Origin of the sequence: Luteolibacter ambystomatis (assembly GCF_018137965.1) — a bacterium.
Lineage (GTDB): Bacteria > Verrucomicrobiota > Verrucomicrobiia > Verrucomicrobiales > Akkermansiaceae > Luteolibacter > Luteolibacter ambystomatis.
This window is the reverse complement of sequence record NZ_CP073100.1, coordinates 4,166,980-4,182,976: the sequence shown is the minus strand read 5'-3', so window position 1 is coordinate 4,182,976 and position 15,997 is coordinate 4,166,980. Positions and strand designations below refer to the sequence as shown.

The 15,997-nt window shown below is 59.8% G+C and carries 11 protein-coding genes; 2 read left to right on the top strand and 9 right to left on the bottom strand.

What is annotated here, in order from left to right:
- Positions 1–82: 82 nt before the first annotated feature.
- Genes KBB96_RS16050 through KBB96_RS16040 form a run of 3 tightly spaced genes read right to left on the bottom strand, consistent with a single transcriptional unit; the run spans position 83 to position 3,484 of the window.
- Complete coding sequence (locus tag KBB96_RS16050) at positions 83–772, bottom strand: lysozyme inhibitor LprI family protein (RefSeq protein ID WP_211630509.1); 690 nt, start codon at positions 770–772, stop codon at positions 83–85.
- Positions 773–814: 42 nt separating this feature from the next.
- A complete protein-coding gene (locus KBB96_RS16045; RefSeq protein WP_211630508.1) occupies positions 815–2,386 on the bottom strand; it encodes a LamG domain-containing protein in 1,572 nt (523 codons plus the stop codon).
- Positions 2,387–2,437: 51 nt separating this feature from the next.
- Entirely contained in the window at positions 2,438–3,484 is a 1,047-nt protein-coding gene (locus tag KBB96_RS16040; protein WP_211630507.1) for a helix-turn-helix transcriptional regulator, read from the bottom strand.
- Between the two features lie 117 nt (positions 3,485–3,601).
- On the opposite strand from KBB96_RS16040, the gene KBB96_RS16035 reads away from it, so the two are divergent.
- Positions 3,602–6,127 carry a beta strand repeat-containing protein gene (locus KBB96_RS16035; RefSeq protein ID WP_211630506.1) on the top strand — a complete coding sequence of 842 codons (2,526 nt, stop codon included), beginning with the start codon at positions 3,602–3,604 and terminating at the stop codon, positions 6,125–6,127.
- Between the two features lie 73 nt (positions 6,128–6,200).
- On the opposite strand, the gene KBB96_RS16030 is transcribed toward KBB96_RS16035, so the two are convergent.
- The 4 genes from KBB96_RS16030 to KBB96_RS16015 form a co-directional block, all read right to left on the bottom strand.
- Positions 6,201–8,369 carry an alpha-galactosidase gene (locus tag KBB96_RS16030; protein ID WP_211630505.1) on the bottom strand — a complete coding sequence of 723 codons (2,169 nt, stop codon included), beginning with the start codon at positions 8,367–8,369 and terminating at the stop codon, positions 6,201–6,203.
- A gap of 108 nt (positions 8,370–8,477) precedes the next feature.
- On the bottom strand, positions 8,478–9,146 hold the full coding sequence (locus tag KBB96_RS16025) for a DUF3109 family protein (RefSeq protein WP_211630504.1): 669 nt from the start codon (positions 9,144–9,146) through the stop codon (positions 8,478–8,480).
- A gap of 65 nt (positions 9,147–9,211) precedes the next feature.
- Positions 9,212–9,961: a metallophosphoesterase gene (locus tag KBB96_RS16020; protein ID WP_211630503.1), complete on the bottom strand. Its 750-nt coding sequence runs from the start codon at positions 9,959–9,961 to the stop codon at positions 9,212–9,214.
- Positions 9,962–10,038: 77 nt separating this feature from the next.
- A complete protein-coding gene (locus KBB96_RS16015) occupies positions 10,039–10,401 on the bottom strand; it encodes a putative quinol monooxygenase (protein WP_211630502.1) in 363 nt (120 codons plus the stop codon).
- A 362-nt stretch (positions 10,402–10,763) separates the two neighbouring features.
- Here KBB96_RS16015 and KBB96_RS16010 point away from each other — a divergent pair, with 362 nt between their 5' ends.
- Positions 10,764–12,857 carry a DUF7133 domain-containing protein gene (locus tag KBB96_RS16010; RefSeq protein ID WP_211630501.1) on the top strand — a complete coding sequence of 698 codons (2,094 nt, stop codon included), beginning with the start codon at positions 10,764–10,766 and terminating at the stop codon, positions 12,855–12,857.
- 145 nt (positions 12,858–13,002) lie between these two features.
- Here the strand turns inward: KBB96_RS16010 and KBB96_RS16005 are convergent, their stop codons facing one another.
- Together KBB96_RS16005 and KBB96_RS16000 are read right to left on the bottom strand one after the other, a co-directional pair.
- Positions 13,003–14,424: an argonaute/piwi family protein gene (locus KBB96_RS16005; protein ID WP_211630500.1), complete on the bottom strand. Its 1,422-nt coding sequence runs from the start codon at positions 14,422–14,424 to the stop codon at positions 13,003–13,005.
- Complete coding sequence (locus tag KBB96_RS16000) at positions 14,421–15,857, bottom strand: SEFIR domain-containing protein (protein WP_211630499.1); 1,437 nt, start codon at positions 15,855–15,857, stop codon at positions 14,421–14,423. The genes KBB96_RS16005 and KBB96_RS16000 overlap by 4 nt, the downstream gene beginning before the upstream one ends.
- Between the last annotated feature and the right edge of the window lie 140 nt (positions 15,858–15,997).

The following is a 15,997-nucleotide window of genomic DNA, read 5'->3' as shown; positions in this document are numbered from 1 at the left end:
TTCGTTCGTTCGCCGTTCGAACCATGCATCACCCGCGTTCCTTCCGGAGCGTGGGTGTTTTCTTGTTGGCGATGGAAGAGTTTCAGTCGCCGATCCTGCCTTCCATCACGTTCTTTTTCTCCTCCGCACTGAGTTCGCCGGTCCAGAGGTAGGTGCCTTGGAAGTAGGCGCGGGCACCATGGAAGGACCCGGTGTTTTCCTCTGCGACCCGTACGGACCCGGCGTAGTCGAGGCCATCGAGAAAGGTCAGCCAGGTGGGCTTGTCCTCGCCCTCGGCCTTCGTCTCGAACCAGCCGGTGGAATCGTTGACCCGCATTTGGCCGCTGATTTCTCCGGTATGAAAGGTGGGGCCTCGCACTACGGACATCACGAACCAACACTTGCCATCCTTCTCCACGATCTCCAACAGGCCACCGCGTCCATCCGAGTAGCTGCCGGACCAGCTCTTCTTCTGGTCGAGCTTCCGCCATGCCTTCAACCATGCGAGGCGTGAGTTCGTCATGTCCGCCATGCTCTGCCAGCGGTCGGCGGATTGTTCCGGCTTGTCGCCGTGGGCCTGGCCGTCGCTGACGTAGTCGCGGTGCTCGACCCAGCCGCGCTGGTCTTCCTGGAGCTTCGTGAAGAGCTCCGGGCGCAGATCCTTCTTCAGCGCGGCGAACTCCGCATTGAGCGCCTTGTCCTTCTCCGCGAACGCGGCCTTTGCCATCGAGAGGTCACCAGCCTGGGCGGCCAGCATCCCCGCCGCCAATAGAAACCCGGTCAGCCATTTCATTCCGGCATCCTAGAAGATGCGCTGGCGGAAGGGCAATCCGCATCATTTCCCGCCGTGATAGACTTTCACAAAATCGACATACATGTCCGCGATGCCGCCGTAGCGGGAGAGATCCTTCTTCCACCCGCTGGTGCCGCCGATGGCGAGGTTGATGAAAAAGAAGAACGGCTGCTCGCGGGACAGCTTCGCGGTCGGGTGACGACCGACTTCGATCCCGTCGCAATAGTAGATCGTGTCATCAAGGCCGACCTTCACGCCGTAAGTATGGAAGTCCTCGTACCAGCTCGCACCGGAGGCACCGGGCAAGGTGGGGAGGAGCACCTGCTTGTGGAGGCCGGGTTGGCTGGTGTCCTTCGCGCCATCCGGCCCTTGGTTCCAGTAGTGGCTGGTGATCTCGTAGCCTGGCGCGTTCGGTTGGCCGGGGCCTTCACCACCGTAGGCCTCGATGACATCGAGTTCATCCACCGGGGTCTTCATGCCCTTCCACGTGTCCGCGGTCATGATCCAGAAGGCGGGCCACGTACCCGGTGCCGTTTGGGCGATGAAGCGGCACTCGAAATAGCACGGTGCTTTCGCGGTGAAGCCGGTGCCATCCATCCGCAGCGAGGACAGCAGGCCGGTGGAGTTCTTCGTCTCATCCGCGCGGATGCGCAGGAAGCCATCGCGCTGGGAGAAAGGATTGGAAGCTCCTTCGAAATCAGAGAAGGGGATGCCGCTGAAGTCGCCGCCACCGGGCTTGTGTGCGGCATAGGTCGCGCCCTTGCCATCGCGGGAGATGGATAGCGGTTTGTCGAACTCATCGGAGAAGGCGAGCTTCATGCCTTCCGCGCCGGGCGGCAGCTTGTCCGTCGTCGCACGTGCTTTGCCAGCGGTGTGATAGAGCTGGAGGTAGCAGATGTCTTTCGCCACATCACCGCTGCCTTGCAGCTTCAAGGTGAGCGGCCCCTTTGGAAAAGCGGAAGGGTCGAAGCGGAAATGGCCGCGACCCTCCGCATCCAGGGCCACCGAGGTGAGATCAACCTTCTTGCCTTCAGCCCAACCGCTGACCGCGATCTGCTTCAAGCCGGGAGCGGCGAGTTCGATGGTGGTGGCCGAGGCGATGTCACCGCCATACGCGGGGCTCGTCACCGAAATCCGTCCCGGCACGAGCGGCCGGGAACCACCGGCATACAGCAGCTCCCATTGCCCCGACCAACGGTCCTGCTCGGTCGGCTTCACGGTCATGTCCGACTCCGGACCGCCGAGGCGGTGCTCGATGTTGAGCCAGCCGCTGGCATTCGAGCGCAGGCCGACCCACGGGCCGGAGACGGTTTCCAGTGTCCATGCCTGGGCGGCATTGCTGGAGTCCGCCGTCGCACAGAGTGAAACTCCCGCGTCCGCCTGCAAGGCGTGGCCGGTGGCCTTGTTGAACAAACGGGTCCGGCCGTTGCGCGTTTCCGTTCGCCACAGGTAGGCATCGCCCCGGGCTTCCTTGCACACCGCTTTCCCCTGGTCTTCGCCGAGCGATTCATTCGGATACCAGCGGTTGTGGATGCGGAACCAGGTTGGCTCCGCACCATGCAGGCCCATGACGGACAAGCCGAAGACGGCGGACAGGAGCAGAAAAGGGTTCATGCAATGGAACAATACCGCGCCTTCGCGGGACATCTCTCTTCTTCTCTCTTCTTATCGGCCGCGATGCGACCGCCGGTGGACGAGCGCGATGGCGGCGGCGCGGTTCTCGATTCCGAGACGCTGGTAGATCTGCTTGATGTGGGTCTTCACCGTTTCCGCGCCCATGCCGAGGATGATGGCGATCTCGCTGTTCGCCTTGCCCTCCACCAGCCACGCGAGCACCTCCGTCTGGCGGCGGGTCAGGCCGAGGCCGTGGAGGTGGAGAGGTGTGCCTTGTTCTTCCGGCAGCAGCAGCCAGGTTCCCGGCTGGCGGGCCGCGGTGCAATGAACGGTTAGATGGTGCCCTGCACGGATGAAATGAAACGGGCGGGGAGGAGCCGCGGCCGATTCATCCGCAGTGGCCCAGTGTTCGGTTTGCCGCCGCAACCACCGCAGCATTTCGCCGGGGAGACGACGTTCGGAGACTTCCGGGAAGAAGCCCTCCAACAATCGGCGCGCGCTTTCCGGCATCCATAGCACGCGGCCCTCTGGACCGACGAGGATGCCCTTGCCATCGGTGGCGGCTTCGATCCGCTCGCGCCTCGCCACGTTTTCCAATGCGGTGGTGACATGCGGCCGCAGCAGATCGAACAGCAGGCGATCCCGCCCGGTGAAGCTGCGCCGGCCGCGGTTCAAGACGATGGCATGTTTGTTCAAACCTGTCGGACGGAAATCCACGCCGCAGTTTTCCTCGATGCCGAGCGGCCTGCAGAACTCCTGATAGATGTCCGTGCGATGCCATGCGGCGGTGCCGAGGAAATCGCTCACCTGGCTGGAGCCGCCCACCGGATCCTCGATGCAAAAGCGCACGCCCGGATGCTGGCGATGGAACGCAGCCAGCGCGGGCAGCACCGCGGCCAAAGCGGAGCCCGTGCGCTGCACCAGCAACTGCATGCCGCCATCGGGAAAGAACTCGAAGAAGTAGCCGTGCTCGCCGCCGATGATCGTTTCGACCGCGGCCATGGTTGCTTCCGCCACCTCCGTCCGGCTCTCCGCGCGATGGATCGAGTGAATGCCATCGCTGAACCATCGGATCTGCCTGGATGTCAGGGTTTCCATGGAATGCGCCGGATGGTGCTCCGGCAGGCGGGCGTTTGTCAGGCCAAATATCCCCCGGCCGGGGGATACCGGTGTGGAGCGGGGAGGCTACGATGACGGGCTCATCCCTTGCTGTTCATGAAAACGTCCTTGCACCCCATGTTCCGGTGGCTGCCCTTGCTGCCGGTATTCATCCCCCGCGCCCATGCGGGAAGCGCCCAGTGGCTGGCCGCTCCCACCACCGGATACTGGAACACCGCCGCGAACTGGAGCCCGGCCACCGTGCCATCCTCGCTCACGGATACCGCCATCTTCGGAGCATCCGGTTTGACGTCGATCAGCTTCTCGGCGGATGTGCCGCTGGGAAGCCTCGTTTTCAACAACAACGCTCCGGCTTATGCGCTCACGATCGGGCCTTCCCGCACGCTCGCCTTCGGGGGAGCGGGCTTGGTGAACTATGGTGCCACGATTCAGAATTTCGTGGTGACCGCGAGCGGTGCCAATGCCGGGCGGATCGCTTTCACCGGCAGCTCGACCGCCGCCGCCAACACCCGCTTCACCCAGAACGGCATCACGCAGGCCGCAGGAGCGTATGGCACTACGATCTTCAGCGACACTTCCTCGGCGGGAAGCGCGAGCTTCCTCAACAAAGCCACCTCCTTTCAGAACGGCTACGGCGGATACACGCTGTTCTACAATTCGGCGAGCGCGGGCAGCGCCTCGATCACCAACGAAGGCGGTGCCGGCTATGGCGGCGTCGAGTTCTCCAACAGCTCCACGGCGGCGAATGCAGCCTTTCTCAACCAGGCCGCCACCATCGGCAATGGCAACGGTGGCACGGTGGATTTCTTCGACACTTCGACGGCGGGCAATGCGACCTTCGACAATGCCGCCTCCACCGTTGCGACTGCTCGTTCGGGTTACACCAAGTTCAGCCACACCACCACCGCGGGCACCGCGAAGTTCTACAACCGTGCGTCTGCCTCCGCTGTAGGCGGAGGTGGCGTCACGATGGTACGCGACAACTGCAGCGCCGACCATGCCACTTTCGAAAACGAGGGCGGCGCGGCGGGTGGCAGGACATTGCTCTATCATTCGACCAAAGGCGGCTCGGCCTTGTTCCGGAACAAAGGCACCGCGGTGACGAATGGCCAGGAAGGCACCACCATCCTCTACAACAGCGCGAACGCGGAGAACGCGGTGTTCGAGAACGAAGGCGGAAGTTTCCGCTCGGGATCGGCCTATTTCTACGCCACTTCGAAAGCGGGAACCGCCACCGTTCACAATCGCGGGATGGCCACGGCGGGCTACGGCGGCGTGTGCAATTTCCTCGGCAGCTCGAGTGCGGATCAGGCTGTCTTTGACAACGAGGGAGCGGCGGCGGATGGCGGTACCGGCGGTTACACGAACTTCACGGACCATGCCACCGCAGGCAGCGCCACCTTCACCAGCCGGGCCAGCACCAAGGCCAATGCCACTGGCGGGCGCACCGTCTTTTATGGAAGCTCGACCGCTGCGAATGCCACACTCACCGGTCTCGGTGCGACCACCTCGAACGTGAACTGGGGAGCGGGCACAGACTTCGCCGCCCAATCCACCGCGGGCAATGCAACCGTCATCGCCAATGGCGGCACCAATGGGGGCACGGGGGCGTTCATCCGTTTCTTTGAGAACAGCAGCGGCGGCACCGCAACGATGAAGGTGTACGGAAATGCCTCGCTGGAGATCGGCGTGCATGCCTCACCCGGTGTGACGATCGGCTCGCTGGAAGGCAGCGGCTTCGCTTCATTGGGTGCGAACACGCTGGGGATCGGCGGCAACAACACCAGTACCACCTTCTCCGGTGTCCTCTACGGCACCGGCGGGGTGACGAAGACCGGCAGCGGCACGCTCACCCTCACCGGAGCGAATACCTACACGGGCGCCACTCAGGTCGCCGGAGGCACGCTTTCCATCAGCGCCGCATGGATCGCCAATGGTTCGGATGTGAAGCTGTCCAACGGCGGAATACTGAATCTATCGTACTCCGGAACCGACATCATCGACGAACTGTTCATCGACGGCATCCGCCAGGTGTCCGGGACATGGGGTTCGCTTTCCTCCACCGCCACCCACAAGACCAGCCGCATCACCGGCACCGGTTTGTTGAACGTGACCACCGGCGTAAATCCGGATCCTTATATCGAGTGGGGCTACAATGGCGGACTCACCGCCGGTACGAATGATGCGAAAACGGCGGACCCGGACAACGACGGCCGCAGCAACCTCAACGAGTTCGCCTTCGATGGCAAACCGATGTCCGGTGCCTCCTCCGGCAAGATGGTGAGCAAGGTCGCCACGTTCACCATCAGCGGCAGCGCGGTGAAAGCCCTCACGCTGACCGTGCCGGTGCGCGGTTCCTCCACCACACCGGCTTTCACCGGAGCCACCGATCTTACGGCTACCGCTGATGGCGTGATCTATCACATCCAGGGCGGCATCACTCTCTCCACCTGGACCACCTCGCAGGTGAGGGAGATGCCTGTGACCGAAGCCACGGCTTTGCAGACGGGTCTTGCCCTGCCGGTGCTCTCGCCCGGCTGGAGCTATCGCTCGTTCTATCTGGTGAATTCGAATCCAGCCACCACACCGAAGGCCTTCCTCCGCGCATGGGCGTCCCAATGATTTCCCCCCACAAGGTCCGGCTTCCCTTCATGGTGCTCAGCGGGGGAAGCCGGGCCATCGTGGCCGGTGGATTTCACGGCACCTCCGTGATCTCCACCGCCACCGATTGCAGTGCGCGCCACGACCAGTTGATGGCAAGCCCGCGGGTCATCAGAAAATCGCCGCCGAGCGTCTTGCCATCTTCGGCCACGATGGAAGCGTTCGGGTCCTTGGCGTATTTGATCTTCTCACCATCGCGGTTGATCTCCACGACCTTGTAGCGCTTCGCGGGATCGAGCCCTTGCAGGGCCACCGGACCGTAACCGGAAATAAGACGGTGTTCCTTGAGGTAGGCGAAGAAGACGGAATGCTTCGCGCCGCTTTCCTCGCGCACGTATTGCAGCGCGGCGAGATCCCCCTTGTAGGGATTCTTCAGGCGATAGAGATCACCGGACTGCACCACGGGGCGGATGCGCTTGTACTCGGCCACCGCCTTGTTGGCGTAGTCGAGTTCCTGCGGCGTGAGCTTCTTGGGCGAAAGCTCCAGGCCGAGGCGGCCGCTCATCGCCACATCGAAACGGAACTTCAGCGGTGTGACGCGCTGGCTGTAGTGGTTCGGTGATTCGGTGACGTGTGCGGCCATCGCGATGGCGGGGAAGAGATAGCTGTGGCTCCACTGGATGAACACGCGGTCATACGGGTCCGTGTTGTCCGAGGTCCAGAACTCGTGGTGATACTTCATCGCGCCATAGTCCGCGCGGCCGCCGCCGGAACCGCAGGCCTGGAACACCACCTGCGGATGCGCCTTGGTGAGTTTGTCGAGCACCTCGTAGTAGCCCTTGATGTAGTCCACCTGGAGATTCTGCTGGCGGTCCGGAGCGAGCGCGCCGCTGCCGGGATCGACGATGGTATGGTTGCAATCCCACTTGATGTAGACGATGCCCGGGTTCTCCGTGAGCAACTTGTCCATCACGCCGTGGATGAACTCGCGGACCTCGGGACGGGCGAGATCGAGCACGAGCTGGTTGCGGCCCTCGCGGCGCGGATGATCCTTCATCGCCACCACCCAGTCCGGGTGTTTCTCGTAGAGGTCGCTCTGCGGATTCACCATCTCCGGTTCCACCCAGATGCCGAACTTGAGGCCGCGTTCCTTCGCCGCGTTGACGAGGCCTTCGATGCCGTGCGGCAGCTTGGTCGCATTCACCTGCCAATCGCCGAGGCCGGCCTTGTCGTTGTCGCGCGGATGGGCGTTGCCGAACCAGCCGTCATCCAGCACGAAGAGCTCCACGCCCATCTGCTTGCAGCCGTCCATCATGCCGTGCAGCACGCTTTCATCGAACTTGAAATACGCGCCTTCCCACGAGTTCAGCAGGATGTCGCGGGTCTGGTCGCCGCAGCGGATGCCGCCGGAGCGCGCCCAGTGGTGGAGATTGCGCGAGGCCTCGCCCGTGCCGTGGTTCGAGCGCGTGAGCAGCAGGCGCGGAGTAGTGAAGGTCTTGCCCGCATCCAGCGTGTAGGCGGAGTAGCCGGGATCGTAGCCGAAGCTTGCGTCCACCTCGTTCGAAGTCGCGTTGTTGTCGAATTGGAACGCCCAGTTGCCCGACCACGCGAGCGCGCCCAATACCACCTCGCCGGTGGTTTCCTCGGCGGGCTTGTCGAGCGAGAGGATGAACGCCGGGCTGCCATCCGCCGCTCCCTTCGGAGTCGAGCCGGAGCGAAGCAGAGCGCTGCCACCTTGCACGATCTCCTGCTCGCGTGTGGAGGCCTCGCGTCCCCAGGTGCCGGGGAACGAAGTGAGGAAATACTTGTCCGCCTTGAAGTGCAGCGTCGCCGAGGCGGCCTTGTTCAGCACGATCGGTTTGTCGCCACCGTTGGTTACCTCCACCCAACGCTCGAAGACATTCGAATCCGCATGCGCCAGCACGCACACCGCCAGTGTCACCGGATAACGGCGGTCCTTCAGATTCAAACGCAGCAGCTTGCCGCCCTCCGCATCCGTGATGGCGTGCGATTCATACACCGGATCGAGCGCGAGCTGCCCATCCGGTTGCGTGATCGCGATGCCGTGCGGACCGGTCTGCGCATCCCAGTGGGAGGGATAGAACAACGTGGCGGAATCCGCGGGCACGGTGAGATCCTCTTCATTCCGCACCTTCGGCCCGAAGTAGGTTGCGGCCACCTTGCCATCGTTCACATCGAGCCGGAGCGTGGTGGTGCCGGTTTCCAACAGGATCGGCGCGGCGAAAGCGGAGGGAAGAGCCATGAGCAAAAGGGGTAACGCAAATCTCGATAGCATCCCGCGAGGTTGACGTCATCCATCTGTCGCTGGAAGTATGTTTGACCGTACCCCTTTGGGGACAAGTTGTCCGGTTCAGCGGTCTTCCTCCGCCACCGCTGCCAGCTCGCCGCACACGTCGCGGCCCGCCAGATGGCCGAGCAGATCCAGCTCCGCCGCCAACGTCTTGCGAGCGGGCGGACCGCCTTCACAAGGCATCCCGCAGGGAGTAAAAGCGGAGAACCCCGGATAGCCGGGATGTGCCACCGGATCGTTTTCCGCAGTCGCCAGTGTCAACAGCGGCCGCTCGCCGCGACGACCCGGCTTCAACAGGATCGGATGCATCCAGCACGACACCGGCTTCCAGAACCACGGATGGCGGCCCGTATCCATCGCCAGCCGCTGCAGCACGCAGCGGTGCTCCGCATCCAGAAACACGCAGCGCGTCTTCGGGAAATGCGTCGGAAACGAAGCCGCGGGCGAATGATCCGGCAGCGTCACCGACTTCCAACGCCCATCCTCCATGCGCTGGAAGATTTCCGCAGGCGTCCAGCCATACTCCGCCAGTGTCTCCGCGTGCGACTCCACCACGTCCGCGATCACCTCCCGCTCCTCAGATTCGAGAAACACGCCGTCGTGGCAGCACGTCGCCCGGCATTCCGCCAGCTCGCAGATTTTCAACGGCATCGCGAACGCCTCATGATCCACCCGCGCCTCCCGCAGCTGCCGGGCGAGTTCCTGTTGGAGCGATGGGAAGGCGATCATCCGCGTGCGCCGATCCGATCATTCTTGGGGCGCGATTCCGAGTGAGAAACGGCATTCGCCGGGATTCATTTTGGGAGGAATTCCCGAGTTGGAGAAATCGGTGAGCTGGGGAGCGCGAACCGTATTGGCGCGAAAGGACTGCCCCCGATCGCGGAGCCGGTGTTGTGGAAACGGATGCCATCCCGCTCGTAGTCACGGAAGGGGAGGTGGGTGTGGCCGAAGTAGCAGTCGCGGGTGGTTTCCCGCCAGCCGGGAACGGTGCGGTCGAGATACCAGGTCAGGCGTGCAAGCGTTTTGGCACGGGTGAAGTGGCTGCGGTGGGCGAGCCAGGTGATGCCGAGCCGATCCGCCATGCGATAGCCGTGGCCGAGCAGGCGGTGACGCGGTTTGTCATGCCTCCAGACCGCGCGGTAGTGGTCCAGGCCAGCGGCGTCCATCGGGCGGTGGGCGCAGTCGCCGTGGACGAAGAGATGGCCGCCAAGCTGGAGAACGGTTTCGTGCCAGTGGAAACGCGGCAGGCTGGTGGCGAAGGCATCGAGCCGGGACGTGAAAGCGGCGAGGCAATCGTGATTGCCGATGACGAAATGGATCTCGGCTTGCGGGTGATCCGTGACAAAAGCCCGCAACCATTCGAAGGCCGCGGCAATCGTGCGCTCTTCGTTGCCAACGGTGCTCCAGCGGAAATCGAAAGTGTCACCATTGAGGACGATGACGCTCGCGGAGGCGAGATCCTCGCGGATGGCGGACAGACACTTCCCGCCCACGGAGCGCACCGAGAACAAATGCAGGTCGGAAAGTACCAGGCCGTATTGCACGGATGGGGAATCTGGGAGCGGCTTGGCGGAAACCATCCGCTCCATCATGAGGGAAAACGTGCGCCGGTCGATGCCACTTATTTCGTCAGCCCCGTCTGATAGACGAACCAGGCGGGATTCAGTCCGGCGAGCGGTCCGCGCATCTTTTCCAGCTCCTCGGCCGGGCCGTGGATCTCCAGACGCGTCATGGTGGACAGCTCCAGCGCGCGCTTGATCTGGGCATCCACGTTCGCGAGGTGGGCGAGTGCGGCATCGCCATCGGTGTAGGCCTCGCGACAGAACGCTTCATCGCCGTTGAGGGTGAAGTTGTAGTAGAGGCAGCCTTCCTCCGTGGCGGTCTGGTTCGTGAAGTCCGTCATGTTGGCGACGAAGTCCTCGATCTTCCCGGCGTGGATCTGGAAATACGGATGGATGGTGACGGCTTTCGCGTGAGTGCTCATGGCCTCCTAACATCCGAAGCACGGCTCGCCGGGCAAGCTGGAAATTCCATAGGCCACCGGGAGGGGCGGAGAGCGGCTTCGGGAGCCGTTTCGTACGTCGTGTAGTCTATTACTCTTCTCTTCTCTGGTAGCGGTTTTTGTAACACTTTTGTAGCGTTTCTTCCGCTACATTTCCGCTACATGCATGAGGCACTTACCCTTGCATCCATTTCTCCGGACCTAGTCCACGCGTTGGGATTGCGTGAAAGGACGGGGAATGCTTCGGGGTATTCCGGCGAAATTTTATGCGAGGATCCAAGGTGCTGTCGGTTCGAAGTGGGGGATGTGTGGGTCATCATGGCCTCAGGCGCATGGCCATCGGCATGCTGATCGGCTGTTTCGTCGCGGCCGCTTCCGCAGAGCCGCTCAACAGCCCGAATCTCCAGAAGGACGGCACCTTGCGGCCGCTCAGCGCGCAGGACAGCCAGAAGCTCATCGAGGTGCCCGCGGGCTTCCAACTCGAGCTCGTGGCCTCCGAGCCGATGGTCCAGGAGCCGGTGTGCTTCGCCTTTGATCCGGACGGCGCGCTTTTCGTCTGCGAGTGGAATACCTACATGCAGGACCAGTACGCCACCGGCCAGTTCGAGCCGAAGTGCCGCGTGGTGAAGCTCGAGGACACCAACGGCGACGGCACCTTCGACAAGCGCGCCGTCTTCGCGGACTCGCTGATGCTGCCCCGCTCCATCATCGCGCTCCACGACCGCATCCTGGTGCGGATGTCCAATGACAACACGATCTGGGCCTTCTTCGATGACAACAAGGACGGCGTCGCCGACCGCAAGGAGGTCGCCCTCGCCGGTGGTCCGGTGGGCGGAAACATCGAGCACCAGGACGACAGCCTCGTCTGGAACGTGGACAACCGCATCTACGAAACCTCGCGCGCGCTCCGCTTCAAGGACGGCAAGCTCCAGGCCGTGAAAAACATCCCGCGCTACGGCCAGTGGGGCCTCGCGCATGACGATGTCGGCCGCCTCTACGGCAGCGGCAACAGCGTCCCGGTCCAGGGTTGGCAGAGCCTCGGCGGCTATCCGAATGCTACGCCGCCCTCCGAGGACGCGGTCAAATACGCCAACTTCATCTGCGAGGTGGATGACGCCACCGATCCCGGCCACGAGGTGACTGCCACCGGCGGCCAGACGATGCTGCGCACCCGCCAGTTCGGCCGCTACACCGGCTCCTACGTCATCCCGGACCCGGTGCGGCGTTGCGTGAAGATCGTCGCCTTCGAGGAACGCGATGGCGTGCGCGTGGCCGTGCCGCATCCGGACTTCAAGGGCACGGAGTTCATCCGCAGCCCTGACACCTACTTCCGCCCGGTGTGGACCGATATCGGGCCGGATGGCGGCCTCTACATCGCGGACATGTCGCGCGGCATCGTCCAGGAATCCCAGTGGTTCCCCACCGAGCGCACGCAGGACCCGAACCCGCGCTGGATCGCCCGCTACTACCGCGCGAAGGAGTGGAACATGCTCGGCGTCCACCAGCGCGGCCGCATCTGGCGCCTCGTGCCGAAGGACAGGAAGCTGCTCGATCCGCGTCCCGCGTTCACCGCGAAATCCAGCACCGAGCTCGTCGGCCTCCTCGGCCACCCCAATGGCTGGTGGCGCGATACCGCCCAGAAGCTCATCGTCTGCCGCGAGGATCGGTCCGCCGTGCCCGCGCTCCGCACCGCGCTCACGGATGCCAGCCCGAACTCACGCCTGCTGGCCATGCGCTGCCTGCAGAGCCTCGATAGCCTCACCTTCGCCGAGGTCGCCACCGCCTTGAAGGACGCGGATGAAAACGTGCGCACCACTGCCATCGCCATTGCGGAAACGATGGTCGCTCAATCCCCGGACTTGGAGGCAGCGCTCGTGTCGCTCGCCGCCGATCCCTCCTCCACCGTTCTCAGCCAGCTCTACACCACCCTGCGGACCGTGCACACACCCGCCGCCGCGAAGACGCTCAAGGCGCTGGAGGACACGAAGCCCGTCAATGGCTCCGTCGCCCTGCTCCAGAAGGCGGGCCAGAAGCTTCCCAAGGAGCTGGAACCCTACCGCGCCGGCTACACGATCTTCACCGGCTTCTGCAAGGAGTGCCACGGCGATGGTGTGAACGGCCTGAAAGTGGAAGGCGGCCTCATGGCCCCCGTCTTCGCCAAAAACAACCGCATCAAGGACCCGTCCTACCTGGTCCACGTGCTCCTGAAGGGCCTGCAAGGCCCCCTCGGCACCGGTGAAACCTACGCCGCCGGCATGATGCCGCCCTTGGAAACCATGTACAAGGACGACCAGCTCGCCGCCGTCGCCAACTACATCGGCGTCCAATGGGCCGGTTGGAAAACCCCCGTCACCGCGGAAGACGTCGCCAAATGGCGGGCGGAGACGAAGGACAAGCAGACGCCCTATACGTTTGAGGAATTGAAGGGGCTGAGGTAGGACCCATTTATATAGCGATTCCTCTTGGAATGGTTTTGATGGGGAACCCTATTTGAGACTCAGTCTGGCGAGAATCTAATATCTATAGATGAAAAATGTGAGAATGGAAGTGCGTCTTGGTAACTGGCAAATCACTCAATTCCATTTACATGAAAAAAGAGTATGAAATGGGTCTTGTTGGAGCGTTCAAACACCATCGATATATGTCTCCAATTCTTTTGGATCCTCCAATTGTAATTGGGTCGAAGGAATCAAACTGAGTTCGATTCCAATTTAATTTGGTTAAAGCTAGTATTTCTGCCGCGAGATCTTCTTGAGGTCGATCAGTCTGATAATATCTAATATGCAGACTTTTGGGCACGTAGGGGCCAGGATATTTTCTGTAGAATGGAATACTTCCTCTTGTATAGAGAATTGAGTTCGCATCATCAAAAATGGCGTGAGTGCCGCGAAGAGGAGGGTAGGTCCCCGATCGGAAAAGTCTGAGTGGTGAAGCATTCACGGCCAATAGATCTAAAAATCTAATTCCCGCCGCGTCACAGGCATCGTTGAATCCTTTTTTCTCTGCCAGATCAAAAGACGACGTCTTATGTAGCACAACTCTTTGCGGGATAGATCCGCGATTAGCTCCTGCATAATTTTTGATGGCATCCTCAAGTAAGAGAAAAGCGTCTTTCTCAGCCAAATGGACTTCGTGATCGTCATCTGAGCGCGACGCCAGTCCTCCTCTCAAAATAGTCCCTTCACCACGGTCATTAAAAATTTGTGTCAAACTTGAATGAGAAAATCCCGTTCCCTCTCTTTTAGAAAAAGCTATGCCAATATAGCAAGTGCTCAGCGATCCGGGAGCACGTTGAAGCTTCCATGGGACTCCGCCAGATTTATAGAACAAAGCGGTGAATAAATTCCAAGCGCATGTCGCCATGTCTTGAACGCCCTTTGTTCCCTTTGTATAAGTTCGCGGCCAAATCAATTGAAAGACAGATCCCGTTTCCAGGCATAGTCCCTTGAGATAATCGTGGAAATCGGGTCCTTTTTGTTCATCGAAGTCTTCCCAATCTTCATCATCGTCCCCTCCTAGTGAGGGCTTCAACTGACGCCGCACATTTTCTGGAGGCAAGCAGATCACCACATCCGGTTTTGACGCGCTAAGCTCATGCAATGATTTGATTCGGTCATGGAAAGCTTCAGCTGTTGAAATCACTCTTCCCGAACCGTCCAGTGCTTTCCTAATTTCGGATTCGGATATTTCTTCCGTCCAAGTTCGGTCCGTTAAGAACTCGCAGCGAAGCCCAACATCGAGTGATAGACCCGGAAAGGGAGGGTTGAGATTTTCATTCAACAGATCGCTCGCGACTACTCCTGTGCGGCATTCCTCAAACCATTCCATAAAAGAGGCTATAGTTTTTGGAGTTCCTACAAGACCCAAGCGAATTTCGGATTTGGTTCGATTTGTGCCGGCGTCGATGGGGCCCCATTTGAGAATTCCTCGTCTTATATCACGTGATGTGCCTCCTTTGGCAAACTCAAGCATCGGCTCATGAATCACAGAAATTTTTGGTGTCATTGTGATTGAGAAAGAGTGAATTCATCATTTGTATCCATTTCGGGCGGAACTTCTCTTTCTGCATCGGTGACGAAATTTGCCCAAGCATTGTCGTCGATTCCCAGAGGACTAGTCCCAGAAATACAATTTCTGATTCTCATGGATGAGGGGCGGTCAAAGAGGCCTTGATCTTTAGACAGAATTGAGGCCCAAAAAACAACGTGACCTAGTACGGCACGATTTCTCTCCGGTTTTCTCATATTGGCACTGGACTTCTTTTGCCAGCGACTGGGTTTGCCTAAACCATCGCTAGTGAACGCCCAAAAAGGGGTGATACACAGAAACCATTTCCCAGCGAATTGGTGAAACTTATGGCGAAATGCCTGATGCTGCCAGTGCTGAATTTGTGTAGGATCTGATTTCGATGGGATGCTTCTATAAATTCGTCTTTTCCCAGCATTTTTCAAAGCCATGGCAGCGACATGCCTAATTGTCGTATTTTTAGCGGCTGGGAAATAATAACATCTCATTTCTCTTGACCAAGCCATATCGTGGGAACGACAAATTTCTTCCAGGGATCTATTCAGTATTTTAACGAACCTGCCTTTTTCCGCTGCGGATGTTCCGCCGGCAAGTCTCTGAGTAGGCAGTGCTAGATCTGGTGTGATAACCCGATCTGCTAGTACTTTTTTCCAAAAGGGATGGTTGAATGAATCAAATGTGTATAGAATGGTTCCATCTATAAAATATGTGGGGTGAAACGAATCCGTTAAGTGACGTTTAATCGAGGCCTCAAAATCGCTTCTTGCGATTCTTTTCACTGGCAGTCTTGCGGTGTGAATCTGAGGTGGAAATTCGAGAGGAAGCAAATTTGAGAAAAGATTTTCTGGAGTTAATGTTAGACCTAGTTCCTCGTCGGCAAGAAATTCGGAATCTTTAGAGAAGAATCCGTGCGCTATCTCAATGGGCGCCAGAGAAGGGCGTATCAGTGGTTTGAATGCAGGAGGGATATCGTCGATGCAATTTTTAAGAGATTTGAGATCGGAGCCCCTCAAAATTACCCTAGTATAGGGCCTTAGTGGCATTGGGATGAATGCTGAATCTTCATTCGAAAAGCAGCATGGGATATATTTTTTATTATTGCCTGTGGCCTCGTAGAGTTCTTGCCTCGCCAATAGACTTTCCCACTGAGCCCCCAGTCCAATCTGATGAGCTTCACGTCCTTCCCATCTTCTCAAGTAAGTTTCAGTGCAAATGACCAAAACTTTAGCGGCCCATCTTAGCCTTTCCTCCATCCACGCAGGCCAGTTTTCATTCGCATGATACTGATCGATGTCCACGTCAATCCCCTCCTCGCGGAGATCGTTTGCTAATTTTAGAACACGCGCGGAGTGAAGCGTCGAGTCATGCGTATAACTGATGAATACCTTTTTTGGTGGTGAATCGGATTCCATGGCGCTTTTTAATTATGATGTCCTAGATTCTCCCTGTAAATTGTGAAATAACGAACCAACGATCACCATTTGAAGGCCCTGCTGCTATCCATTATGATTTCGATGGTGAACTAGCGGGAATCGACAAATTCATCGGACAG